This is a genomic window from Herbaspirillum frisingense (genome assembly GCF_047325095.1).
In the GTDB taxonomy this organism is placed as follows: Bacteria; Pseudomonadota; Gammaproteobacteria; order Burkholderiales; family Burkholderiaceae_D; genus Herbaspirillum; species Herbaspirillum frisingense.
Genome location: NZ_CP168558.1, coordinates 2205111 through 2229554, shown reverse-complemented (window position 1 = coordinate 2229554; position 24444 = coordinate 2205111). Strand labels below are relative to the sequence as shown.

Annotated in this window: 19 protein-coding genes; 1 reads left to right on the top strand and 18 read right to left on the bottom strand. The window is 62.6% G+C overall.

The features are described 5' to 3' along the window. Positions 1-19 precede the first annotated feature (19 nt). From hisS to ndk, 5 genes are all read right to left on the bottom strand, one after another. Complete coding sequence (gene hisS, locus ACEOAC_RS10390; protein WP_077235655.1) at positions 20-1375, bottom strand: histidine--tRNA ligase; 1356 nt, start codon at positions 1373-1375, stop codon at positions 20-22. 163 nt (positions 1376-1538) lie between these two features. Next, a complete protein-coding gene (gene ispG, locus ACEOAC_RS10385; protein WP_241812548.1) occupies positions 1539-2801 on the bottom strand; it encodes a flavodoxin-dependent (E)-4-hydroxy-3-methylbut-2-enyl-diphosphate synthase in 1263 nt (420 codons plus the stop codon). A 14-nt stretch (positions 2802-2815) separates the two neighbouring features. Then, entirely contained in the window at positions 2816-3910 is a 1095-nt protein-coding gene (locus tag ACEOAC_RS10380) for a helix-turn-helix domain-containing protein (RefSeq protein ID WP_241812549.1), read from the bottom strand. A gap of 301 nt (positions 3911-4211) precedes the next feature. Further along, positions 4212-5384 carry a 23S rRNA (adenine(2503)-C(2))-methyltransferase RlmN gene (gene rlmN, locus ACEOAC_RS10375; protein WP_039875259.1) on the bottom strand — a complete coding sequence of 391 codons (1173 nt, stop codon included), beginning with the start codon at positions 5382-5384 and terminating at the stop codon, positions 4212-4214. Between the two features lie 96 nt (positions 5385-5480). Beyond that, positions 5481-5906, bottom strand: a complete 426-nt coding sequence (gene ndk, locus ACEOAC_RS10370) for a nucleoside-diphosphate kinase (RefSeq protein WP_077235657.1) — start codon at positions 5904-5906, stop codon at positions 5481-5483. Between the two features lie 279 nt (positions 5907-6185). On the opposite strand from ndk, the gene ACEOAC_RS10365 reads away from it, so the two are divergent. Continuing rightward, positions 6186-6875 carry a Bax inhibitor-1/YccA family protein gene (locus tag ACEOAC_RS10365; protein ID WP_077235658.1) on the top strand — a complete coding sequence of 230 codons (690 nt, stop codon included), beginning with the start codon at positions 6186-6188 and terminating at the stop codon, positions 6873-6875. A gap of 87 nt (positions 6876-6962) precedes the next feature. On the opposite strand, the gene rlmD is transcribed toward ACEOAC_RS10365, so the two are convergent. The 13 genes from rlmD to ACEOAC_RS10300 form a co-directional block, all read right to left on the bottom strand. Beyond that, complete coding sequence (rlmD, locus tag ACEOAC_RS10360; RefSeq protein WP_006463301.1) at positions 6963-8324, bottom strand: 23S rRNA (uracil(1939)-C(5))-methyltransferase RlmD; 1362 nt, start codon at positions 8322-8324, stop codon at positions 6963-6965. 177 nt (positions 8325-8501) lie between these two features. Next, a complete protein-coding gene (rpoS, locus tag ACEOAC_RS10355; protein ID WP_077235660.1) occupies positions 8502-9524 on the bottom strand; it encodes an RNA polymerase sigma factor RpoS in 1023 nt (340 codons plus the stop codon). Positions 9525-9527: 3 nt separating this feature from the next. Further along, a complete protein-coding gene (locus tag ACEOAC_RS10350; RefSeq protein ID WP_241812550.1) occupies positions 9528-10514 on the bottom strand; it encodes a peptidoglycan DD-metalloendopeptidase family protein in 987 nt (328 codons plus the stop codon). Between the two features lie 229 nt (positions 10515-10743). Beyond that, entirely contained in the window at positions 10744-11709 is a 966-nt protein-coding gene (locus ACEOAC_RS10345) for a protein-L-isoaspartate(D-aspartate) O-methyltransferase (protein ID WP_413628822.1), read from the bottom strand. Continuing rightward, complete coding sequence (gene surE, locus ACEOAC_RS10340; RefSeq protein ID WP_006463297.1) at positions 11706-12443, bottom strand: 5'/3'-nucleotidase SurE; 738 nt, start codon at positions 12441-12443, stop codon at positions 11706-11708. Before surE ends, ACEOAC_RS10345 begins: the two co-directional genes overlap by 4 nt. Positions 12444-12515: 72 nt before the next feature. After that, a complete protein-coding gene (locus tag ACEOAC_RS10335) occupies positions 12516-13463 on the bottom strand; it encodes a flagellar brake protein (protein WP_006463296.1) in 948 nt (315 codons plus the stop codon). 1 nt (position 13464) lies between these two features. Next, entirely contained in the window at positions 13465-15591 is a 2127-nt protein-coding gene (locus ACEOAC_RS10330) for an ATP-dependent DNA helicase (RefSeq protein ID WP_413443386.1), read from the bottom strand. 254 nt (positions 15592-15845) lie between these two features. Then, on the bottom strand, positions 15846-16052 hold the full coding sequence (locus ACEOAC_RS10325) for a YdcH family protein (RefSeq protein WP_006463294.1): 207 nt from the start codon (positions 16050-16052) through the stop codon (positions 15846-15848). A gap of 101 nt (positions 16053-16153) precedes the next feature. Continuing rightward, positions 16154-17074 (bottom strand): hypothetical protein, encoded by a 921-nt coding sequence (locus ACEOAC_RS10320; protein WP_413443384.1) that lies wholly within the window; start codon positions 17072-17074, stop codon positions 16154-16156. 11 nt (positions 17075-17085) lie between these two features. Next, on the bottom strand, positions 17086-18183 hold the full coding sequence (gene zapE, locus ACEOAC_RS10315) for a cell division protein ZapE (protein WP_006463292.1): 1098 nt from the start codon (positions 18181-18183) through the stop codon (positions 17086-17088). Positions 18184-18311: 128 nt separating this feature from the next. Next, positions 18312-19739 carry a dihydrolipoyl dehydrogenase gene (gene lpdA / locus ACEOAC_RS10310; RefSeq protein WP_413443383.1) on the bottom strand — a complete coding sequence of 476 codons (1428 nt, stop codon included), beginning with the start codon at positions 19737-19739 and terminating at the stop codon, positions 18312-18314. 212 nt (positions 19740-19951) lie between these two features. Further along, complete coding sequence (odhB, locus tag ACEOAC_RS10305) at positions 19952-21193, bottom strand: 2-oxoglutarate dehydrogenase complex dihydrolipoyllysine-residue succinyltransferase (protein ID WP_006463290.1); 1242 nt, start codon at positions 21191-21193, stop codon at positions 19952-19954. An 83-nt stretch (positions 21194-21276) separates the two neighbouring features. Beyond that, on the bottom strand, positions 21277-24141 hold the full coding sequence (locus ACEOAC_RS10300; protein ID WP_241812553.1) for a 2-oxoglutarate dehydrogenase E1 component: 2865 nt from the start codon (positions 24139-24141) through the stop codon (positions 21277-21279). Between the last annotated feature and the right edge of the window lie 303 nt (positions 24142-24444).

Genomic DNA, 24444 nt, shown 5'->3' with positions numbered 1-24444 from the left:
GTTGACGGATGACGCTTGCTCAGGGGTGGTAGTGCACGTGATCATGATCGTGGTCGTGGTCGCCGACGATCTGCTCCACGATGTAGTCGACCACGGCATCGAATGCCATGTTGCTCTGGTTGGCGCGCCCTTCCTCGGCGTTGCCTTCGCGCATGTGCTTGACGGTGGCAGTGCCTGCCTTGAGCTCGTCCTCGCCGATGATGATGGCGAAGGCGGCGCCGCTGGCGTCGGCGCGCTTCATCTGCGCCTTGAACGAACCACCACCATTGGACGATGCGCAATGTAGCACAACATCGAGCCCGGCAGTCCGCAAACGTTCCGCCAGGACGAAAGATTGCAGCTGGGCATCATCACCCTGGTGAACCAGATAGACATCGCACTGGTTGGGCGCATATTGCTCGCCGTTGGCCTTCATCAGCTCCAGCAGGCGCTCCACGCCCATGGCAAAACCGCAGGCCGGCGTCGGCTTGCCGCCGAACATTTCGATCAGCGGGTCGTAGCGGCCGCCGCCACAGACCGTGCCTTGCGAGCCCAGCTGGTCGGTGACCCACTCGAACACGGTACGGTTGTAGTAGTCCATGCCGCGCACCAGGCGCGGATTGATGGTGAACGGAATGTTGTTGTGGCGCAGGATCTTCTGTACGCCTTCGAAGTGCGCGCGGGACTCCTCGCCCAGGTAGTCGAGCAGCTTGGGGGCGGCGTTGACCATTTCCTGCATGGTCGGATTCTTGGTGTCGAGGATGCGCAGCGGATTGGCGTGCAGGCGGCGCTGGGCGTCGGTGTCCAGCAGGTCCTTGTGCTGCTCGAAATAGGCGATCAGGTCGGCACGGTGCTTGTTGCGCTCTTCGGCGTTGCCGATCGAGTTCAGCTCCAGGCGGATGTCGGACAGGCCGAGGTCATCCCACAGGCGCTGGCACATCATGATCAGTTCGGCATCGATATCCGGGCCGCTGAAGCCGACCGCCTCCGCTCCGACCTGGTGGAACTGGCGATAACGACCGCGCTGCGGACGCTCGTGGCGGAACATGGGGCCGACGTACCACAGGCGCTTTGGGCCGTCATAGGTCAGGTTGTGCTCAAGGGCGGCACGCACCACGCCGGCGGTGTTTTCCGGACGCAGGGTCAGGTTGTCGCCGTTCATGGAGTCGGTGAAGGAATACATTTCCTTCTCGACGATATCGGTCACCTCGCCCAGGCCGCGTGCGAACAGCGCGGTCGGTTCGACGATAGGGGTGCGGATCTGCTGGAAACCATAGCTCTTGAGCACCGATTGCACGGTGTTCTCGAACAGCTCCCACAAGGGCGCATCGGCGGGCAGGATGTCGTTCATCCCTTTGACGCCAACGATTTTTTCGACTTTCTTTTGTTCTGACATACCGAATACCGGAGAGTGTTGTCTTGAAACTTCAATTCTGGAAGCTGTCACCTGTCGCATCATTCATGCGAGCGGTCCAGCGCAAGTGGGCAAGTGTAACGCATGGCCTGCCGCCTCCAGCCACGCTGGGCGGCCCAAGCTGCAGCCCAATCCTGCAGCTCAATCAGGCATGGCTGCCCTGGCCATAGTGTGATTCGACGTATTGCAGCACCACGTTCTGGAATTCCTCGGCGATGCGTTCGCCGCGCAGGGTCATCTTCTTTTCCCCATCGATGAACACCGGTGCCGCCGGGGATTCGCCGGTGCCGGGCAGGCTGATGCCGATATTGGCGTGCTTGGACTCACCCGGGCCGTTGACGATGCAACCCATCACGGCCACATTCATGGCCTCCACACCAGGGTACTTGCCCTTCCATACCGGCATCTGCTCGCGCAGGAAGGTCTGGATCTTGTCTGCCAGGTCCTGGAACACGGTGGAGGTGGTGCGACCGCAACCTGGGCAGGCGATCACCATGGGGGTGAACTTGCGCAGGCCCATGGTCTGCAGGATTTCCTGGCCGACCACCACTTCCTTGGTACGATCGCCGCCCGGTTCGGGGGTGAGCGAAATACGGATGGTGTCGCCGATACCTTCCTGCAGCAGCACCGACAGCGCGGCAGTGGAGGCCACGATGCCCTTGCTGCCCATGCCGGCCTCGGTCAGACCCAGGTGCAAGGGATAGTCGCAACGGCGTGCCAGTTCGCGATAGACCGCGATCAGGTCCTGCACACCGGAGACCTTGCAGGACAGGATGATCTTGTCGCCGGCCATGCCCAGCTCTTCTGCACGCTGGGCGTTTTCGATGGCCGAGGTGACCAGTGCTTCGTACATCACCGCCTGCGCCGACCAGGGTTCGGCACGCCCGGCGTTCTCATCCATGATGCGCGCCAGCAGCGCCTGGTCCAGGCTGCCCCAGTTGACGCCGATGCGCACCGGCTTGCCATACTTGCAGGCCACTTCGATCATCTGGGCGAACTGGGTGTCGCGCTTGGCACCCTTGCCGACGTTGCCGGGATTGATGCGGTACTTGGAGAGCGCCTGGGCACACTCGGGATAGTCGGTCAACAGGGTGTGGCCGTTGTAGTGGAAATCGCCCACCAGCGGCACATCCACGCCCATGCGGTCGAGTTGCTCGCGAATGGCCGGCACCGCTGCCGCCGCTTCGGGCGTATTGACGGTCAGCCGGACTATTTCGGAACCGGCGCGGGCCAGGTCCTTGATCTGGATCGCCGTCCCGATGGCGTCGGCGGTATCGGTGTTGGTCATGGATTGCACCATCACCGGCGCACCACCGCCGACAACGATCTCCCGCGCACCGTGGCTGATGATCACGCGGCGGCTGTTGCGGCGGGCCAGCGGCCCGGAAGCGATCGGGGAGGAAGACATGATAGGCAGACGGTTCAGTTCAGGTTCAGCCGTGCGACGTTGCTGCCGCCCGGGGATTTCAGGTTCAGCGGCTGGCCGCGCAAGGTGGCGTCGACGCCGGAGGCATTGCCGATGATCAGGGTCGTGGCGTCGGAGACGTCGAAGGTTTCGGTGGTGCCAGCCTTGAGCAGGCGCGAAATCACGGTGCTCTTGTCGGCACGACGGATCTCGACCCAGGAGTCCTCGCGGAAGGTCAGACGCAGCAGGTCCTTGCTGTTGACGATGTTCAGGCCACTGGGAACAGTGGTCGCGGCCATCTGGGCAGACGACGAGGGCGATGAAGACGATGAAGACGATGAGGACGATGTGGCCGAAGCAGGCGCCGCCGTCACGGTCGAAGCCGGTTGCGCAGCGGCCGGAGTCGCCGCCTCCACAGGAGCAGCGACGGACGCTACCGGAGCGGGCGCGGGCGTTGCGGTGGCAGCAGCCGATGATTCCTTGGCCGCCTCATTTCCGGTCGGCTCGACAATCGTATCGACACGGGCATTGACCGGTGTATCGGAAGAGACGGCTTCAGCGTTCTGCGCCGCTTCCGGGGCCGACGCTTCGCTCTTGTGCGACTTCAACCAGGCCAGTTGCGGCACGGCTGCCCCCAGATCGGTCCAGCGCACCGCAGCCGCACCGGCCAGCAAGGCGACTACGATCACGCCCGCCAGGATGGGCAAGGCCGAGCTATTGCCGCGGGTGCTCATCATCATGGCCGGCAACGGTCCTTCCGAGAAAGGCGTGGACAGCGAATGCTGCGGCACGATGTGATCGCGCTGCGCCACGGCCGACTCCTGCGGCATGGCAGCGGTCAAGGCATTGGCGTCCAGCCCCAGCACCTTGGCATAGCTGCGCACGAAGCCCCGCGCCACGGCCAGGCCAGGCAGGGCGGCGTAATTGTCGGCCTCGATGGCCTGGATCTGGCGCGGCGCCAGCTTGACCAGGCTGGCCACCTGCTCCACCGACCAGCCCTTCTTCTGGCGTGCTGCGGCCAGCATGGCACCCGGCAAGAGGACGGCCTGGGACGATTGACCTGCATCCTGCGGTTGTTGCGACGACATTTCGTTCATTTGTTGATCACTCATCAAATGCTCCACATGGAAAAGCTTTTTTTTAACCGGCCCTGGCCGGATTCTTCTGGAGCGCCCCTGCGCGACCCGCGTCGCGCCCCTCCCGGGAATTTCGACCACTTCAGCATGCCCTGCCGCTCAGCGGCAGCACACGCAATCATTTCAACAAGAACACAAAAAGGACGTGCGATGCTTGCGCCCCAGCGCAACATCGACGCCCCTGCAACGGATTCGAAAAAAAGAGGTGCATCTGCCCTCGCCACCACGGCAAGGGCTGGTGATGCGCAACCAGCCAGGGTATCCAGGCCCCTTGCCGTCACCCGGAGATCTCCACGATGCGGCCGAAATCACGGCCGTACTTGTCCTGATACTCCGCCATCTTCTGCATACGCTCCTGCACCCGGGTGCGGTCCTTGACCTCACCGGCCAACTGCCCGCAGGCAGCGTCGATGTCGTCACCACGCGTCTTGCGGATGGTGGTCACGATACCGGCATCCATCAGGATTTGCGCGAACGCCTTGATGCGGGGATTGTGGGAACGCTTCAGGCCCGACTCGGGGAAGGGATTGAAGGGGATCAGGTTGAACTTGCACGGGATGGCCGTCTCGCCTTCCTTCACCAGCGCGACCAGTTCGCGGGCATGGGTGTCGGTGTCATTGACGCCATCAAGCATGCAATACTCGAAGGTGATGAAGTCACGCGGCGCGAATTCGAGATAGCGCTTGCATGCCAGCATCAGCTCGCGCAGGGGGTGCTTGCGGTTCAGCGGGATCAGCGAATCGCGCAGCGCATCGTTGGAGGCATGCAGCGACACCGCCAGCGCCACCGGGCACTCCTGGGACAGCTTGTCGATCATCGGCACCACGCCGCTGGTGGACAAGGTCACGCGACGGCGCGACAGGCCATAGGCATTGTCGTCCAGCATCAGGCGCAAGGCGGTCACGGTCGGCTCGAAGTTGAGCAGCGGCTCGCCCATGCCCATCATCACCACGTTGGTAATCTGGCGCTCGCCCTTGGGACCGCCCTCGATACCCTTGGTCTTGCGCAATTCGAATTCCGCCATCCACAGCTGGCCGATGATCTCGGCAACGGTCAGATTGCGGTTGAAGCCCTGCTTGCCGGTCGAGCAGAATCGGCAATTCACGGCACAGCCCGCCTGCGTGGAAACGCACAGCGTGCCGCGATTTTCTTCAGGAATGAACACGGTTTCCACCGCATTGCCCTGGCCCACGTCGACCAGCCACTTGCGTGTACCGTCGGTGGAAGTATGGTCACTGATGATGGCCGGCGCACGCACTTCGGCGCGGGTCTTCAATTTGTCGCGCAGCGATTTGGCCAGATCGGTCATCTGATCGAAATCAGACACCCCGAACTGGTGTATCCAACGCTGCAACTGCTTGGCACGAAACGGCTTCTCACCCAACTCGCCGCAGTACGCGACGAGTTGCGCGGGATCCATATCCAGCAGATTGGTGAGAGCTGTAGTCATGATGCTTGCGGTCGGGACCAGGACGGAAAGACGCGACAGGAATTGCAGCGCCGGTTTCCGCTCCGATCCGGAAGACCGATGGAAAACAGGAACAGATTAACGCGAATAGACGTTCAGCGCCGGGAAGAAATAGGCGATTTCGCCCTTGGCGGTTTCTTCAGCGTCCGAACCGTGCACGGCGTTGGCATCGATGGAGTCGGCGAAGTCGGCGCGGATGGTGCCCTTGTCAGCCTTCTTCGGATCGGTAGCGCCCATCAGGTCGCGGTTCTTCAGGATCGCGCCTTCGCCTTCCAGCACCTGGATCATGACCGGACCGGAAACCATGAAGTCCACCAGATCCTTGAAGAAAGGACGCTCGCGGTGCACGGCGTAGAAGCCTTCCGCCTCGGCGCGCGACAGTTGTGCCATACGGGCAGCGATGACCTTCAGGCCAGCGTTTTCGAAACGGGTGTAGATCTGGCCGATCACGTTCTTGGCGACGGCGTCGGGCTTGATAATCGACAGGGTGCGTTCAATTGCCATGAGAAAAACTCCAATAAAAATAATGGCTTAAAGCCAAGAATTGATAATTCAATGAACCTTGTATTTTAGCATGAAACCATCAGATATCATGTCAATTCACCTCCTTTGAGATGTCTGGCACACATCTTTCGCGGCGTGCACTGCAGTGGGGCATTGCTTGTCGGTTCAAGTGGCAGAACAAGTCAGCAAAGTGGGCGCGAACCATGAGGAGGGAAGACTTGTCTTAACAACGAGCCGCCGTGTTATTCTCTGGCTCGCATTCAACGCTTCGGAGGACACATGAACCAACTGGACACGACCTTCGGCCACTCGACCACGAGTCTGGCCACCCGCAACCGCGTGCTGCGCAACACCTACTGGCTGCTGGCGCTGTCGATGATCCCGACCGTGCTGGGCGCCTGGCTGGGCGTGCAGATGCACCTGAACCTCTTTGCCGCCAGCCCGATGATCGGCTTCGTGCTGTTCCTGGCGATCGCCTTCGGCTTCTTCTACGCCATCGAGAAGACCAAGAATTCCGGCTGGGGCGTGGCCTTCCTGCTGGGCTTCACCTTCTTCATGGGCCTGATGCTGTCGCGCCTGATCGAGTTCACGCTGGGCTTTTCCAACGGCGCCGGGCTGATCATGACCGCCTTCGGCGGCACCGCGATCATCTTCTGCGGCATGGCCACCATCGCCACCGTCTCCAAGCGTGATTTCTCGGGCCTGGGGAAATTCCTGTTCGCGGGCGTGCTGGTGATCCTGGTCGCCTCGCTGGCCAACATGTTCCTGCACCTGCCGGCGCTGCAACTGACCATTTCGGTGGTGGCCATCGCCATCTTCTCGGCCTACATCCTGTTTGACGTGCAACAGGTGGTCAACGGCGGCGAAACCAACTACATCTCCGCCACGCTGGCGATCTACCTGGACGTGTACAACGTCTTCGCCAACCTGCTGTCGATCCTGGGTATCGTGGGCGGCAACCGCGACTGACAAACGTTGCCTCTTGCATTCTGAGCAACAAAAAAGCCGGCGCAAGCCGGCTTTTTCATTGGTACGCCGGATCAACCGACCCCGGCCTTACTCCGGCAGGTCGAACACCGCGATCGACTCGACGTGGGCGGTGTGCGGGAACATGTTCACCACGCCCGCATACTTGAGTGAATAACCGCCCAGATGGACCAGCATTCCGGCATCGCGCGCAAGGGTAGCGGGATTGCAGGAGACGTAGACGATACGCTTGGGCTTGAGGTGCTGTTGCTCCGGTGGCAACTCCACCAGGGCCTTGCAGACTTCCATGGCACCTTCGCGCGGCGGGTCGATCAGCATGCGGTCGAACTTGCCCAGGGCCACGAAATCCTCGGGCTTGGCCTCGAAGAGATTGCGGCAGTAGAAGCTGGTCTTGGCATCCACACCATTGACCTTGGCATTGTCCAGGGCGCGCTCGGTCAAGGCCGTGCTGCCCTCGATACCCACCACCTCACGCGCCAGCGTGGCGATGGGCAGCGTGAAGTTGCCCAGACCGCAGAACAGGTCAGCTACGCGGTCTTGCGGCTGCACATCCAGCAGGCGCAGTGCACGCGCCACCAGCACGCGATTGATCTGATGATTGACCTGAGTGAAATCGGTGGGCTTGAAAGGCATGCGGATGCCGAATTCAGGCAAGGTGTACTGCAACTTCGACTGGGCCGGGTAATACGGCGCGGCCGTGTCCGGCCCCTTGGTCTGCAACCACCATTCGATCCGGTACTGGTCGGCGAAGGCCTTCAGCAAGACCTCGTCGGCCGGGGCCAGGGCCTCCATGATGCGCAACACCAGTACGGTAACCTTGTTGCCATCATCACCCTCGCCCACCGCCAGTTCGATCTGCGGCATCCGGTCGCGGATGGTCAGCGCGGCCACCAGCTCACGCAGCGGCACCAGCATGGCCGAGACATTCGGGGGCAGGATCTCGCAGGTCTTCATATCGGCGATGAAGGAAGAGCGCTTTTCGTGGAAGCCCACCAGCACCCCGCCCTTCTTGGCCACATGGCGCACCGAAATACGGGCGCGGTAACGGTAACCCCAGGTCGGACCATAGATGGGCCGCAACATGACCTCTGCCTTGGTCTTGCCCAGATGCCAGAGATTGTCTTCCAGCACGCGCTGCTTCATGGCAACCTGGGCCGAAGGCTCCAGATGCTGCATGGCGCAGCCACCGCACGTGCCGAAATAGTCGCAGCGCGGCTTGACCCGCAGCGAGGACTCACGGTGCAGCGCGGTCATCTCGCCGGCTTCCCACTTCGGTTTCTTGCGATAGGACTGGAAACTGACCCGCTCGCCGGGCAGCGCACCTTCGACGAAGATGACCTTGCCTTGCGTGCCATCCTCGTTTTCGAGATGACCAACGCCGCGCCCGTCCATATCGAGCGACTTGATTTCAATGATGATGTCTTGTTGCATGAGGGAAACCACTGGGTGGGACCGAAGTCCGCGGCCGAAAACAAAAGCGGTATTGTCCGCGATCCGGGACCGGGAGGGAAGCGCGTCGCACATCCGGACGCGGCTGGATGAAGGAAATCGAAAGAAATCAGCGAAAATTCAGCAGGAGCGCAGATGGGCCACGCCCCGCAGGTCGACTCAGAACAGGGCGTCCCGACCCACTCCACGCGAAGTCAGCAGCCGCTTGAGCTTGACCAGTGCCTCCTGCTGCACCTGGCGCACCCGCTCACGGGTGATGCCCATCTCGCCGGCGAGCTGTTCCAGGGTCGAGGGATCGTCGTTATCCAGGCCGAAACGACGGGCCACGACCACCCGCTGCTTTTCCGACAGGCTCTTCAGCCACTCCCGGATCAGCAAAGCGGTTTCCTGGCTTTCGGCACGGGTATCGGGATGCTCCTCCACCGCGCTGGGCAAGAGGTCCATCAGACTGGCCTGGGGATCGTTGTCCAACGGCGTGTCCAGCGAGGCCGCATGTTCGGACAAGGCCAGCACGTCTTGCACCTCTTCCACCGGCCGCCCCACCAGATGGGCGATATCTTCCGCCCCGGCATCGCGACCATCTCGATGCTGTGCTTCCAGGTGGTACTTGGCGCGCAGGATCTGGTTCAGCTCGCGCACCATGTGGACTGGGAGGCGCACCGTGCGCGCCTGGTTCATGATGGCGCGCTCGATGCTCTGGCGTATCCACCAGGTGGCGTAGGTGGAAAAACGGAAACCGCGTTCGGGTTCGAACTTGTCGATGGCGCGCATGAGGCCCAGGTTGCCCTCCTCGATCAGATCCAGCAGGGCCACGCCACGATTGATGTAGTGCTTGGCGATCGACACCACCAGTCGCAGGTTGTGCTCGATCATCTTCTGGCGCGCCTCGAACTGGCCTTGCTTGGCCAGGGTGGCGAAATGCAGCTCCTCGGCGGCCGTCAGCAAGGGCTTGGCGCCGATCTTGTTGAGGTAGTGCTGGGTGGTGTCGGTGGAGAGTTCGGCGGCCAGCACCTTCTTGAGCTCGTCCACTCCCTCGGCGGGTGCCGCTTCCTGGGGCTGCTCGGCGGCCGCATCGGCATCGCCATCGATCACTTCCGGTTCATCGATCTCATCAATGGGATCGTCGATGTCCTCTTCGCGAGGGTCCTGGTCTGGCAAGTGATCGCGGCGATTGCTTGTCATACGCTAACGTGGCGGTAAGTATTTGGAGGGATCAACAGGTTTGCCCTGTTGGCGGATCTCGAAGTGCAACTTGACGCTGTCGCTGTCGGATTTACCCATCTCAGCGATCTTTTGACCCTTGGTCACGCTCTGGCCTTCCTTCACCAGGATGGTCTTGTTGTGGGCATAGGCCGACAACAGGTTGTTGGTATGCTTGATGATCACCAGGTTGCCATAGCCACGAATACCGCTACCGGCATACATGACCTTGCCACCGGCGGCCGCCAGCACCGACTGACCGTCCTTGCCCGCAATATCGACCCCCTTCTTGCCGCCTTCGAAGGTCCCGACCACCTTGCCGTCGGCCGGCCACATCCAGGACACACCCTCATCGTCACCGGCTGCCGGCTGGCTTGCTGCTGCCGGCTTGTCGGCGGCATGCGGAGCCTCCGGCTTGGCCGTGGCCACTGCCGGAGGCACCGGAGCCGCCGCCGGGGCTGCATCCGGCTTTTCCAGCTCGGCCAGGGCGCTGTCCGAATAGGCACGCTTGTCACCACGCGGCCCGGTCTTGTTGCCGCCCGACGCCATCGGCGCTGACGTTGCGGGCGCCGCTGCTCCCGGCGCGCCCAGCGGCCTCACATCCAGACCAGCGCCCGGTGCCGCGACCACGGCAGCGGTCTGCGGCGCACCGCCGACGCGATCAGGCGGCGCCACCCGCAACACCTGGTCGACCTTGATGTCGTTCGGGTTGGTCAGGTTGTTCCAGGCCACGATATCACGCCAGTTCTGCCCGACATCCAGCGCGATGCGATACAGGGTATCGCCCTTCTTGACCGTGTAATAGCCACGCCCAGAAGGAACCGGAGCCGGTGGCACGACGGCATTGTCCACTGGCTTGACGGTGCTGGTGGTGCGGTCGACGACGGGCGCCGGCTGCTGATTCGGTGTCGAGCCGCAGGCGGCCAGCAAACTGACGACACTGCCCAATACAGCCAAACGAATTTTCTTCATGCTCTTACGTAAGATTTTGTACGACGCTAGTTGACACGCAGCCAGCGCCAGAAGTTCATCAGGGAAATGCGGCCCCCTTGCCTGCCCATCCGCTCTCTTCATCGATCCGCGGCTTGGATGCTTGTGCTTGTTGCCGCCCGTTCCCTGTTTCGATGATGCCTGGCGGATCCTGATATCCGCCGATGCTGCCTGCCACCTGTGACCATCGCCCCTTGCCGGGGCGACCGCATCACACCGTACCCGGCCGTAACGGCACGAAATGGCATTGTTCCAGGGTACTGCGCCGCCAATCACGCTGGCCGACGCGTTCTATCAATTCCAGCACTTGCTGACGTTCGCCCACCGGGGCGACCAGCCGGCCACCGATGGCCAACTGCTCCAGCAGGGCCTGCGGCACTTCCAGTCCGGCTGCGGCAAGGATGATGCCGTCGAAAGGCGCCACTTGCGGCAGGCCAAGCATACCATCTCCGTAATGCAAGCGGATATTTGCTATCCGCAATGGACGCAGATTGGTCTTGGCCAGTTCATGCAGGGGCTTGATGCGCTCGATCGAATAGACTTCGCCGGCCACCCGCGATAGCACTGCGGCTTGGTAACCGCAGCCGGTGCCGATTTCGAGCACGCGGTCCAGGCGTCCGCCGTGGCGGTTCTGGCGCATGATCTCGATCATCCGTGCCACGATGTAGGGCTGGGAAATGGTCTGGTGATGGCCGATCGGCAACGAAGCGTCGATATAGGCCTGGCTGGCCAGGCCCGGCTCCACGAACATGTGCCGCGGCACCGCCTCCATCGCTGCCAGCACCTTGGCATCGGCCACGCCCTGCTTGGCCACGCGCGCCACCATGGCCTTGCGCACGGCTTCCGAGGCCAGCGGCGAGGCATGGTGGGAATCGTTGGTCTGGGTCACCGTCATGACGTTCTTGATCGCCGTACGCGGCGCCGGTGCGGCACTGAGCAGACGCTGGGCGGGAACCACCGGAGCCCGTGGTGGCACCGGCGGCGCGCGCAGGGCCTGTGCCAGCCCCTGCTGAACCGGCTTGAGCGCGGCCCGCTGGGATGACTGGGCGGCATTCTTGGCCGCAGTCTGGGTCGTCGCCTGGGGCCGGCCTGCCGCATCCCGGCCGCCGCCAGAGGTCTTTTTCTTGTCCACCACCGAGGACAGGCTCAGCGGGAAGCGGCTGGACTTGTCGCTCATGCAAGCGCTTTCTTGAGGTTGTCCAGCTGGGTGGCGTGGGTCAGGTCGATCTGCAGCGGCGTGATCGAGACATAGCCATTGGCGGTGGCGTGGAAATCGGTTCCCTCACCGCCATCGCGAGCGGCCCCGGCCGGACCGATCCAGTACAGGTCGCGACCATGCGGATCGGTCAGCTTGTGCACCGGCTCGGACATGTGCCGCTTGCCCAGGCGCGTGGCCAGGCTGCCCTTGATCTGCGCATACGGCAGGTTGGGAATATTGACATTGAGCAGATACGGCTGCGGCAGGGCGTCGAAGCGACGCTCCACGATCTCGCGGGCGATGCGCGCCGCCGCATCCAGCTCGGCCCAGCCCTTGTGCAATTGCGAAAACGCGATCGATGGAATCCCGAACAGGAAACCCTCGGTGGCCGCCGCGACGGTGCCCGAATACAGCGTATCGTCGCCCATGTTCTGGCCCTGGTTGATGCCGGAGACGATCAGGTCCGGACGCTCCTTGAGCAGGCCGGTCAACGCCACGTGGACGCAATCGGATGGCGTGCCATTGAGGTAGTAGAAGCCGTTGGCGGCCTGCTCCACCCACAGCGGACGATCCAGGGTCAGGGAATTGGAGCTGCCGGAACGGTTGCTGTCCGGCGCGACGACGGTAATGTCGGCGATGGGGGCAAGTGCCTCCGCCAGGGCGTTGATGCCCGGGGCGAGGTAGCCGTCGTCGTTGCTGATGAGGATTTTCATGGCCTGAATTTTAACCGAAGCCGGGCGTTGGGCAGCCCCCGCCAGCGACATTCTTGGCACCCTGCTGCGGCCCTACTCCTGCTGGCTCAGTTCCTGGTAGACATAGGCCGCAAGCACCAGCTTGTCGCGCACGCTCAGGCCGGAGAACTCCACGCCGTACTGATGGAAATCAGCCTCGCCCAGCGCCTCGACGGCGCGCAGCACCACCCGCAGGTCCAGGCTCAGTTGCTGGTCGGCCACGGCCGCCACGAAGCGCAATTGCCCCACCACGCCCTTCTGCGCCGCCACCTTGCCCGACAGCGAGGTCGCCACCAGCGAGGCCCCGCCCAGGCTGAGATCGATCACGCTGGCCGGCAGCGGATTGGCACCGTCCAGCGCCAGATAGCCTTCGGCACCCACCGCCACCCGCGTGGCCTGGCGGATCACGGTGGAGCGTATTTCCTTGGGCAGTGAAAGATGCAGGTAGACGAACGGTGTCTGCTGGTACTTCAGCAACTGGGCTGCAAAGGCATAGGCGCGACGCCCCGTCAGGGCACGCACCACAAAGGGCTGGCCATCGCGCACGAAGAGCTGCTTGCCCTCCTTCTGTGGCGCGGTGACCAGGATGCTCCGATTGGGCAGGCAGCCCACCAGCGAGACTGCATAGCGCTGGGTCGCATCGTCGGCAAACTGCAGCCACAGGGTGTCACCGATATTCCAGCGCACCTCGTCCAGCGTGATCACACTTTCCTGGCCACGCACGTTTGCCGTGGGCTTGACCGCCTTTTTGCCACCTTGCTTGCGGCGCAGTACGTCACGCGCCTGCGGCAGCGGCACCGACTCGGTATCAGGCTCGGCGATCCAGCGGGCATTGCGATAGAGACCGTTTTCGATCAGCCCAGCCAACTGATCGGCAGTGTCGATCAAGGTACCGCGCGCCAGCAACAATTTGCCGGCTTCGTTGTAGATCGGCCAGGGCGCCGGCTTGCCTACCATCAGCGCGGAGGCCCGTACCGGCACCAGGGAGGTGAGGTCGGCCATCTCAGCCGGCTTCCGGGCCGTTGCCCTCGCCCGCTGCAGCGGCCGCCCGGCGCTCATCCTGCTCGCGGAAGAAGGCCTGTACCACCTCCAGCTCGCGGGTACGCTTGAACGGCGGCAGGCTCTGCCAGATGCGACGGCCGTAGTTCTTGGTGATCAGGCGCGGATCGCAGATCATCAGCACCCCGCGATCCCCCTCGTCCCGGATCAGGCGTCCGGCACCTTGCTTGAGATTGATGATGGCCGCCGGCAACTGATGATGCACGAAACCGTTCAAGCCCTGCTTTTCCATCTCGCTGATCCGCGCTGCCAGCACCGGATCGTCCGGCGGCGAGAACGGCAGCTTGTCGATGATCACCAGCGACAGCGCGTCACCACGTACATCCACGCCTTCCCAGAAACTCTGGCTGCCGATCAGCACGCCATTGCCAGCGGCGCGGAAACGGTCCAGCAGCTCGGTCCGACCGGCCTCGCCCTGCACGAACAGGGGAAACGCGTGCCCGCGCGCCTCGAACTCCGCCCGCAAGCGTTCGGCGGCACGGTTGACGGCGCGCAGCGTGGTGCACAGGAAGAAGCAGCGCCCACCCGCAGCTTCGATGGTGGGCAGAGCGGCGTCGATGACGGCGTCGGTGTATTCGTAGGAATTGGGTTGCGGCAGGTTCTGCGGCACATACAGAAGACCCTGCTCGCCATAGTTGAAGGGACTGGGCCAGGACTGCGCCGGCGCGTTCCACAGCCCCATCTGGGCCGCATAGTGATTGAAATCCTTCTTCACCGCCAAAGTGGCCGAAGTGAAGATCCATGAGCGCGGGGTGCCTTCCCGCTGCTTGTTGAAGATAGGCGCAATCGACAGGGGTGTGCGATGCAACTGCAGCGACGACTGGAAGGCCTCGATCCACAGCACATAGAAAGGCTTCTGGGCAGGCTCGGTGCCGGCTTCGCCAGGCTCGCCAGGCTCACCTTCAGACTTGGCGGCAGCGCTCGCCTTGGCGGCCGCCTCCGCCTGTGCCTTGGCGATTTCGTCGGGCGTGCCCCAGTTTTCCAGCTGACGCAGCAACTCATTGGCGCGGTCGCGGCATTGTTCGATGGTCTCGGCACGCTCTGCCTGCTTGTCCAGCACGGCGATCATATCGTCCATGCAATCCTTGAGCGTGTCGAGGGCCGGGAAGAAAGCGCTGGACGGGGCGATCTGGTTCAGCGCCAGGCGGATCGAATCCTCCGGGAACGCCAGGCGCAGATCACGCGCAGCGCGCTCCACCGGTGCCACCAGGCGCGCCCAGTCGGCGCCGTCGCGGGCATGACTCAGGCCCTCAGCCAGCACATCGCGGCACAGCTCCAGGATCTGCGAGGTGGAGATGGTCTCGCCGAAGAACAGCGTGGCCGTATCCGGCAACTGGTGCGCCTCGTCGAAAATCACCGTATTGGCCGAGGGCAGCAGCTCGGCGATACCGCTGTCCTTCAGGGCGACGTCGGCGAAGAACAGGTGATGGTTCACCACCACCACGTCGGCCTGCTGCGCTTCCTTGCGCGCCTTCATGACGAAGCAATCCTGGTAATACTGGCATTCGGCGCCGAAGCAGGTATCGCGGGTCGAGGTCACTAGGTTCCACACGGAGGCGGTCTCGGGGACCTTGGTCAGTTCGGCCTTGTCCCCCGACGAGGTGGATTTGACGAAGCGGGAGATCTCGCGCAGATAGCCGACATCCTCGCGCGCGGTCAGGCGGCCATTCTGCAGCGTGCGCTCCAGGTGGAAATGGCACACGTAATTGCTGCGGCCCTTCAGCAGCGCTACCGACACCGGCGCATGCAGCGCCTTGCGCACGGTAGGAATGTCGCGGTTGAACAGTTGGTCCTGCAGGGTCTTGGTCCCGGTGGAGACGATGGTCTTGCCGCCCCACAGCAAGGCGGGGACCAGGTAGGCGAAGGTCTTGCCGGTCCCGGTACCGGCCTCGGCGATCAGCGTTCCCTGCTCGGCAATGGCCGTGGCAATGGCCTTGGCCATCTCGGTCTGGGCATGGCGTGGCCGGTAGCTGCCCACGGCACCACCCAGCGGACCGCCGGCACCGAAGAGGCGATCGATCTCGGCATCGTGTACGCCAGGAGACGCATCCTCGTCACCCGCGGGAACCATGCTGGCGCTGCTATCGACGATATCGGTGGGAGTTTCTGGAGCAGTCACTGCGGCAAACCTGTAGAAAAAACGGGAAGGCAGGCTTGATCAGCTACCTGCGGCTTCAGCACGTCAATGGAAGAAGCCGCTATTCTACGCGGACTCGGCCGGTCACTTCGAAGTGGTGAGAAAGCGGTAGCGCCGCACTCGCGGCAATTCGAGGAAGAGCCTCATCGGTGGGCGCACGCAGCGGTGGCAGCGCCAGCAACAGGCGCTCAGGCAGGGATGTCGGGAACCAGCTGCATCTTCAGCAGGGCGATGTGATCCTTCAATTGCAGCTTGCGCTTCTTGAGGCGTCGCAATTGCAGATCCTCGGAACGGGCATCGCGGATGAGCATGTCGATCACGCTGTCGAGATCACGGTGCTCGACTTCAAGTTCGATGATGCGGCGCTGGATATCTTCGCGATGCGTACTGGTCATGATGGCTGGCTGGTTGCGGATGTGCTTGCTAGTGTAATCCAGTGGCACGCGCGCGCCAATCGACGCGCGCGTACCGCTGGGTCGCCACCCTGCTTGAGCAGCTATTTGGCTGCCGGAGCAGTGGTCGACGAATCCTGTTGCTGCTTCTTCTTGCGTTCGGCACGTTCGCGCTCGTTCTCGGCCTTCTTGCGCTCCACTTCCAGACGGTGCTCTTCCGCCTCCTGGATACGCCGCTGGCGCTGCGCGGCATTGGCTGCGCGCTCAGGTGCGCGGGCGGCCTCCTCGGCCTGCTGACGACGCACTTCGGCTTCATGCTGACGTACGCGGTAATCGGCCGGTACATCCTTGTTCTGGTCGATACGTTGCTGAACCTCGCGGTTCTTGGCGTTGCTTTCCTCCACCTTGCGTGCGGAACTGGCTTCCTTGTCCTTCTGTTCCTGCTGGCGGCGGGCGGCGTCCTGCTCATCCTTGGCGCGTTGATCGGCCAGGGAACGGTCACGGTCGTCCACCGTCGCCTGGCGCTGGAAGACCTTGGCCTCGTACTCGACCTGCTTGATGCGCTTTTCAGCCAGACGCTTGCGGTCGCGTGCTGCTTCCAGGCAATCCGCCACCAGGAACTTGGGGTAGCAGGCGCGCTGGTCCAGGATGTAACGCAGGTCCATTGCCTGCCGGTCTTCGGCAGCTTCGTCCAGTGCCTTCTGTGCCTGCTCGTCGGACTTGATGCTGCCGGCCGGGAAACGCGTGGTAATCGGTGCGCGGGCTTCCAGCTCATCAAACCGCTCGCGGCTCATGGGCGCGGCCGAGGTTGCCGGTGTGGCCGAGGATGTCGAAGGTGTCGCGGCCATCGGTGCCGTGGCTGCCGGCACCGGCAGCGACCGAGAAGCCGCTTCAGGGCTGGCGGCAGTCGCCCCCTGTGCCTGCGCCACGCAGGTGGCACTGGCCAGCGCCAGCATCAGGCCGCACAGGGAAGAGGTGACGCCCTTGGCATCGGCGAAAAGACCTTGCATGTGGTTCTTGTCCATCAGGTAAATGTTCAGGAGAGGCTGTCGGCAATCGAGCGCCGGTCCGCGTCCAGGTATTCCTTCGATTGCATCTCAATGATACGTGAAACGGTACGGTGGAACTCGTTGGACAGGGTCCCCACCGTATAAAGCTCGTCCGGCTCTACGGCCGCCGACATGATCAGCTTGACCTTGTGGTCGTAGAACACGTCGATCAGCCAGGTGAAGCGGCGCGCCTCGGAGGACATGGCCGCCGACATGCGCGGAATGCCCGAGAGGATCACGGTCTGGAAACGGCTGGCCAGCTCCAGGTAGTCGTTCTGCGAACGCGGGCCGCCGCACAGGGTCGCGAAATCGAACCAGATGGCGCTGCCGGCGCGGCGCAGGGCGCGGATCTCGCGCGCCTCGATGTGCACCCGAGGATCTTCATCGGCCGCCTCGGCCACGGCGGCGAAGGCACTGCGCAACTCCTCATCGGTCTTGGCGTTCAAGGGCGTGTGATAGACCTTGACCTGTTCCAGCACGCGCTTGCGGTAATCGATGCCGGCGTCGATGTTCATGACGTCCAGCTTTTCCTTCAGCAGTGCGATGGTGGGCAGCATGCGGTCGCGGTGCAGGCCGTCCGGATAGAGCGTGCTGGGCTCGTAATTGGAGGTCATGACGAAGGAGACGCCATGATCGAACAAGCCCTTGAGCAGGTTGTAGAGGATCATCGCATCGGCGATGTCGGAGACATGGAATTCGTCGAAGCAGATCAGGCGGTATTTCTTGGCGATGCGCTTGGCGACCTCGTCCAGCGGATCGGCGATGCCCTTGAGCTCATCCAGCTGACGATGCACATCGCGCATGAATTCGTGGAAGTGCAGGCGCGTCTTGCGCACCACTGGCACCACCGAATAGAAGCTGTCCATCAGGAAGGATTTGCCACGCCCCACCCCGCCCCACATGTAGACGCCGCGCGGCACGGCCGGCCGGCTGATCAGACGCTTGAAGGTCGAGGCACGCTGGGCCTTGTAGGCGACCCATTCCTCATAGGCGCGCTGCAGGCGCTCGATGGCGCGCAATTGCGCCTCGTCGGATTGATAACCGCGCTGGGACAGCGACTGTTCGTAGAATTGACGGACATCCATGGTGTGGTCTTGTAAAACGACAATGGGCGAGCCAGGCTCGCCCATTGGGTTGGCATCTCAATGCTCAATACGCGTGCAACACGAGCGTGGCAGGTGCGGGCGACGCGTATTGTCGCATTGATCGCGCATCAGAAGTTCAATGCGCGCTTGTCGACGGCCAGGGCCGCTTCCTTGGTCGCTTCGGACAGCGACGGGTGAGCGTGGCAGATGCGGGCGATGTCTTCCGACGAAGCGCGGAATTCCATGGCCACCACGGCTTCGGAAATCAGCTCGGAAGCCATCGGGCCAACAATGTGCACGCCCAGGATTTCGTCGGTCTTGGCATCGGCCAGGAACTTGACCATACCCGAGGTATCGCCCAGCGCGCGGGCGCGACCATTGGCCAGGAACGGGAAGGTACCGGCCTTGTACTGCACGCCGTCGGCCTTCAGTTGCTGCTCGGTCTTGCCGACCCAGGCAATTTCCGGCGAGGTGTAGATGACCCAGGGAATCGTGTTGAAGTTGACGTGACCATGCTGACCGGCGATACGCTCGGCTACGGCAACGCCTTCTTCTTCGGCCTTGTGGGCCAGCATCGGGCCGCGCACCACGTCACCCACCGCCCACACATTGGGCAGGTTGGTCTTGCAATCGCCGTCCACGGCGATGAAGCCGCGCTCGTCCAGCTTCAGGCCCACGCCTTCGGCGTTCAGGCCGATGGTGTTGGGGGTACGGCCGATGGAGACGATCAGCTTGTCGAATTCGCCGGTGTGGGCTTCACCCTTGGCATCGGTGTATTCCACGGAGACGCTGTTCTTGCCGGCCTTGATGGTACCGATCTTCACACCCAGGTTCACGGCCAGGCCCTGTTTGGTCAGCAGCTTCTGGGCTTCCTTGGCGATCTGTTCATCGACGGCACCCAGGAAGGTCGGCAGCGCTTCCAGCACGGTCACTTCCGCGCCCAGGCGACGCCAGACCGAACCCATTTCCAGGCCGATCACGCCGGCACCGATCACGCCCAGCTTCTTGGGCACTTCGGAGATGGCCAGTGCACCAGTGTTGGAGAGGATCAGCTTTTCGTCGAACTCGGCGCCCGGCAGTGCGCGGGCGTTGGAGCCGGTAGCGACGATGACGTGCTTGGCGATGATGGTTTCTTCGGCAGCGCCGGCAACCTTGATCTCGTAGCCGTTGGCATCACCCTTGGCGAAGGAGCCGCGGCCGTGGAAGAAGGACACCTTGTTCTTCTTGAACAGGTACAGGATGCCGTCGTTGTTCTGCTTGACCACGGTGTTCTTGCGACCCAGCATCTTTTCCAGGTTCAGACCCAGGCCCTTGACTTCGATGCCATGCTCGGCGAAGCCGTGGTTGGCATGTTCGTAGTGCTCGGACGATTGCAGCAGCGCCTTGGAGGGGATGCAACCGACGTTGGTGCAGGTACCGCCCGGTGCGGGGCCGCCCTTCTCGTTCTTCCATTCGTCGATGCAGGCGGTATTGAAGCCCAGCTGCGCTGCACGGATGGCGGCAATGTAGCCGCCGGGGCCGCCACCGATGACGACGACGTCAAAATTCTTGCTCATGTCATTTCCAATTCTGTTTGTCGCGGACAATCTATCCGCGGATACAAAAAAGCGCTGAACGCTTTGAGCTTTTCAGCGCCTAGGCAACTCTGTGGGCCGTCGGAGGGGCGTAGCGAGCAGCCCGAGGTCGCTGCGAAAAGCGCAGCCGTACTGTCGTACGGCGAGCATCGCAGCAGCGAGATCGGGTTGCGCAGTAGCCCATCCAGCGGTCATTACAGGTCCAGCAGCAGGCGAGCGGGATCTTCCAGGGCTTCCTTGATGGCCACCAGCGACAGGACGGCTTCGCGGCCGTCGATGATGCGGTGGTCATAGGACAGGGCGAAGAAGTTGATCGGACGCACCACGACCTGGCCGTTTTCGACCACTGCACGTTCCTTGGTGGCGTGGATGCCCAGGATCGCCGATTGCGGCGGGTTGATGATCGGGGTCGACAGCATGGAACCGAAGGTACCGCCGTTGGAGACGGTGAAGGTACCGCCCGACAGTTCTTCGATGGACAGCTTGCCGTCCTTGGCCTTCTGGCCGAATTCACCGATCTTCTTCTCGATGTCGGCGATCGACATCTGGTCCGCATCACGCAGGATGGGCACTACCAGGCCGCGCGGCGAACCGACGGCCACGCCGATGTCGAAGTAGCCGTGGTAGACGATGTCGTTACCGTCGACCGAGGCGTTGACGATCGGGTACTTCTTCAGGGCGTGCACGACAGCCTTGACGAAGAAGGACATGAAGCCCAGCTTGACGCCGTGTTCCTTCTCGAACTTGTCCTTGTACTTGTTGCGCAGGTCGATGACCGGCTGCATGTTGATTTCGTTGAAGGTGGTCAGGATGGCGTTGGTCGATTGCGACTGCACCAGACGCTCTGCCACGCGGGCACGCAGGCGGCTCATCGGCACGCGTTGTTCCGGACGGCTTTCCAGACCAGCCTTGACCGGTGCGGCAACAGCAGCCAGGGCCGGCTTGGCGGCAGCGGCGGGAGCAGCAGCAGGAGCCGACAGTGCGCCCAGGACGTCGCCCTTGGTCACGCGGCCATCCTTGCCGGTACCGGTGACTTGCGAGGTCGACAGGTTGTTGTCGGCCAGCAGCTTGGCGGCGGCGGGCATGGCGACATCGCCCTTGGAAGCCAGCTCGGGAGCAGCCACCGGGGTCGGTTCGTTGGTCGATTGCGGAGCAGGAGCAGCCTTGACTTCGGTCGGGGCGACCTGAGCGGAGGCGTCGGTGTCGAGGATGGCGATGACTTCGCCGGCCACGACGGTAGCGCCGTCAGCCTTGATGATCTGGGTGATGACGCCGGCGTCCGGCGAGGGCAGTTCCAGGACGACCTTGTCGGTCTCGATGTCGATCAGGTTTTCGTCACGGGCGACAGGTTCGCCGACCTTCTTGTGCCATTGCAACAGGGTCGCTTCTGCGACGGATTCCGACAACTGCGGGACTTTTACTTCGATTTGAGCCATTAGGGTTCTCCGATTTTCGGGTGATTCGTTTTATGAAAACAGGGACGTACTGCCCTCGCAGTACGCCCCGTTCGCAACAATGCTTACTTGGTCAGGACAAAGCCCTTGAGCTTGGCGAAGGCGGTTTCGATCAGCGCCTTTTGCTGTGCGTAGTGCTTGTCGTAGTAACCGACGGCCGGCGAGGCGCTGGCCGGGCGGCCTGCATAGGCCAGCTTCTGACCTTCGGAGAGATTCTCGAAGATGTTGTGCTGGATCTGCAGCCATGCGCCCTGGTTCTGCGGCTCGTCCTGCGCCCACACCAGTTCGTTGAAGTTCGGGAACTGCTTCAGTGCAGCCGCGAACGCCTTGTGCGGGAACGGATACAGCTGTTCGACGCGGATGATGGCGGTATCGGTCTGACCACGTTCCTTGCGGGCGTTGACCAGGTCGTAGTACACCTTGCCCGAGCAGGCGACGATGCGCTTGACCTTCTTGGCGTCGATGGTTTCATCGACTTCCGGGATCACGGTCTGGAACGAACCCTTGGCCAGGTCGGACAGGGGCGAACCGGCATCCTTGTTACGCAGCAGCGACTTCGGCGTCATGATGATCAGCGGCTTGCGGAACAGGCGGATCATCTGGCGACGCAGCAGGTGGAAGATCTGCGCAGCGGTGGTGGGCTGCACGACCTGCATGTTGTTGTCGGCGCACAGCTGGAGGTAACGCTCGATACGTGCCGAGGAGTGTTCCGGACCCTGGCCTTCGTAGCCGTGGGGCAGCATCTGCACCAGACCCGAGGCACGGCCCCACTTCACTTCGCCGGAGCTGATGAACTGGTCCATGACGACCTGGGCGCCGTTGGCGAAGTCGCCGAACTGGGCTTCCCAGATGGTCAGGGTGTTCGGTTCAGCGGTCGAGTAACCGTATTCGAAGGCCAGCACGGCCTCTTCGGACAGCACCGAGTCGATCACGGTGAAGGTGGATTGGTTTTCAGCCACGTTCTGTAGCGGGATGAAGGTACCGGCATCCCAACGCTCGCGGTTCTGGTCGTGCAGCACGGCGTGACGGTGAGTGAAGGTGCCACGGCCGGCATCCTGACCGGTCAGGCGCACGGCATAGCCGGACGAAACCAGGCTGGCGTAGGCCAGGTGTTCACCCATGCCCCAGTCCAGGTTCATCTCGCCACGACCCATGGTGGCGCGGTCGTTCAGGACCTTCTCGACCAGCGAGTGGACCTTGAAGCCTTCCGGCACGGTGGTGATCTTGGCGGCCAGGCGCTTCAGCTCGGCCATCGGCACGGCGGTCTCGGCAGCGTCGGTCCACTTGCGGTTCAGGAACGGCAGCCAGTCGACGGCGTACTTGCTCTTGAAGTTGGTCAGCACCGGGTCGATGGCGTGCTTGCCGGCGTCCATCGCGGCGCGATAGGCCTTGACCAGCTCTTCGCCACCATCGGCGGGGATGGTCTGCTGGGTGACCAGCTTGTCGGCGTACAGCTTGCGGGTACCAGGGTGCTGGGCGATCTTCTTGTACATCAGCGGCTGGGTCAGAGCAGGCGTATCTTGCTCGTTGTGGCCCAGCTTGCGGAAGCAGATGATGTCGACCACGATGTCCTTCTTGAACTTCATGCGGTAGTCGACAGCGATCTGGGTGGCGAACACGACGGCTTCCGGATCATCGCCGTTGACGTGCAGCACCGGGGCTTCGATCATCTTGACCACGTCCGAGCAGTACAGCGTCGAACGGGAGTCGCGCGGGTCGGAAGTGGTGAAGCCGATCTGGTTGTTGATGACGATGTGGACGGTACCACCGGTGCCGTAGCCACGGGTCTGGGCCAGGTTCAGGGTTTCCATCACCACGCCCTGGCCGGCGAAGGCGGCATCACCGTGCACCAGGATCGGCAGCACTTGCGAGCCATCCTTGTCGCCGCGGCGATCCATACGGGCCTTGACCGAACCTTCGACCACCGGGTTGACGATTTCCAGGTGGGAGGGGTTGAAGGCCAGCGACAGGTGGACCGGGCCGCCCGGGGTGGACACGTCCGAGGAGAAGCCCTGGTGGTACTTGACGTCACCGGCCGGCAGGTCGTCGGCGTGACGGCCTTCGAACTCGGAGAACAGTTCCTGCGGGGTCTTGCCCAGGATGTTGACCAACACGTTCAGACGACCACGGTGGGCCATGCCGATCACGATTTCCTGCACGCCCTTTTCACCGGCGCGCTGGATGGTTTCATCCAGGGAGGCGATGAAGGATTCGCCGCCTTCCAGCGAGAAGCGCTTCTGGCCGACGTACTTGGTGTGGAGGTAACGTTCCAGGCCTTCGGCAGCGGTCAGGCGCTCCAGGATGTGCTTCTTCTTGTCCGAAGAGAAGCTGGGCACGGCACGGGTCGGCTCCAGGCGCTCTTCCAGCCAGCGCACTTCGGCCATGTCCGAGATGTAGGTGAACTCGGCGCCGATGGAGCGCGTATAGGTGTCGCGCAGCATCTGCAGCAGGTCACGCAGGGACGCGGTTTCCGGGCCGAAGTAAGTGTTGTTGATGTTGAACACGATGTCCATGTCGGCATCGGTGAAGCCGTAGAAGGAGGGATCGAGTTCGGGGATGTTGGGGCGTTCCTGGCGTTGCAGCGGGTCCAGGTTGGCGAAACGGGAGCCGAGGTCACGGTAGCCGGCGATCAGCTGGGTGACAGCGACGCGCTTGCGACCCATGTCGGAGTCGGCGGATGCGATGACGGTGCGGATGGGGCCTTGCTTGGCACGTTCGGCGAAGGATGCGATCACCGGAGCGTGGGCCACATCGGGACGGGTGGAGCCGTCGGTGGCGGGGACGTGTTGCACGGCGTCGAAATAAGCACGCCAGTTATCGGGGACAGAGCCAGGATTGTTCAGGTAGGCTTCGTACAGTTCTTCGATGTACGGAGCATTCCCACCGAACAGGTAGGAGTTGATGTTGTATTGCTCGTAGAGCTTTGTCATTTGCTCACCTTTCTTCGCGCTTCGCGAGATTAGCGGGTTTCTACACCTTCCGCGACACGGCCTGACCGGTTAGCGGATTGCATCAAGTTGTGGGGAAGGACCTTGTCTACCTGAACTTCTGTACGTCATCCAGTCAGCGCATCGGAATTATATCTCCTAATATCAAATAAAAAAGCGAATCCTAAGGGATTCGCTTTTTTATTTGAAACCAGAAGCAACGGGCGTTTCCGGCAACCAACGCCGGACCGCAAAGCCTTGTCGCACGGGCTTCCCACCCTCCCCCATCGACTCCCGGGGGACGGG

What these genes read in the sequence shown, in the direction of transcription:
- odhB (WP_006463290.1), bottom strand. Translation starts at nt 21,193, where the DNA reads ATGGCTCAAATCGAAGTAAAAGTCCCGCAGTTGTCGGAATCCGTCGCA.
- ACEOAC_RS10300 (WP_241812553.1), bottom strand. Translation starts at nt 24,141, where the DNA reads ATGACAAAGCTCTACGAGCAATACAACATCAACTCCTACCTGTTCGGT.
- ndk (WP_077235657.1), bottom strand. Translation starts at nt 5,906, where the DNA reads ATGGCAATTGAACGCACCCTGTCGATTATCAAGCCCGACGCCGTCGCC.
- ACEOAC_RS10350 (WP_241812550.1), bottom strand. Translation starts at nt 10,514, where the DNA reads ATGAAGAAAATTCGTTTGGCTGTATTGGGCAGTGTCGTCAGTTTGCTG.
- hisS (WP_077235655.1), bottom strand. Translation starts at nt 1,375, where the DNA reads ATGTCAGAACAAAAGAAAGTCGAAAAAATCGTTGGCGTCAAAGGGATG.
- lpdA (WP_413443383.1), bottom strand. Translation starts at nt 19,739, where the DNA reads ATGAGCAAGAATTTTGACGTCGTCGTCATCGGTGGCGGCCCCGGCGGC.
- zapE (WP_006463292.1), bottom strand. Translation starts at nt 18,183, where the DNA reads ATGGATGTCCGTCAATTCTACGAACAGTCGCTGTCCCAGCGCGGTTAT.
- ACEOAC_RS10345 (WP_413628822.1), bottom strand. Translation starts at nt 11,709, where the DNA reads ATGAGCGACAAGTCCAGCCGCTTCCCGCTGAGCCTGTCCTCGGTGGTG.
- ACEOAC_RS10365 (WP_077235658.1), top strand. Translation starts at nt 6,186, where the DNA reads ATGAACCAACTGGACACGACCTTCGGCCACTCGACCACGAGTCTGGCC.
- surE (WP_006463297.1), bottom strand. Translation starts at nt 12,443, where the DNA reads ATGAAAATCCTCATCAGCAACGACGACGGCTACCTCGCCCCGGGCATC.
- ACEOAC_RS10335 (WP_006463296.1), bottom strand. Translation starts at nt 13,463, where the DNA reads ATGGCCGACCTCACCTCCCTGGTGCCGGTACGGGCCTCCGCGCTGATG.
- ACEOAC_RS10380 (WP_241812549.1), bottom strand. Translation starts at nt 3,910, where the DNA reads ATGAGTGATCAACAAATGAACGAAATGTCGTCGCAACAACCGCAGGAT.
- ACEOAC_RS10330 (WP_413443386.1), bottom strand. Translation starts at nt 15,591, where the DNA reads ATGGTTCCCGCGGGTGACGAGGATGCGTCTCCTGGCGTACACGATGCC.
- ACEOAC_RS10320 (WP_413443384.1), bottom strand. Translation starts at nt 17,074, where the DNA reads ATGGACAAGAACCACATGCAAGGTCTTTTCGCCGATGCCAAGGGCGTC.
- rlmD (WP_006463301.1), bottom strand. Translation starts at nt 8,324, where the DNA reads ATGCAACAAGACATCATCATTGAAATCAAGTCGCTCGATATGGACGGG.
- ispG (WP_241812548.1), bottom strand. Translation starts at nt 2,801, where the DNA reads ATGTCTTCCTCCCCGATCGCTTCCGGGCCGCTGGCCCGCCGCAACAGC.
- rpoS (WP_077235660.1), bottom strand. Translation starts at nt 9,524, where the DNA reads ATGACAAGCAATCGCCGCGATCACTTGCCAGACCAGGACCCTCGCGAA.
- ACEOAC_RS10325 (WP_006463294.1), bottom strand. Translation starts at nt 16,052, where the DNA reads ATGACCAGTACGCATCGCGAAGATATCCAGCGCCGCATCATCGAACTT.
- rlmN (WP_039875259.1), bottom strand. Translation starts at nt 5,384, where the DNA reads ATGACTACAGCTCTCACCAATCTGCTGGATATGGATCCCGCGCAACTC.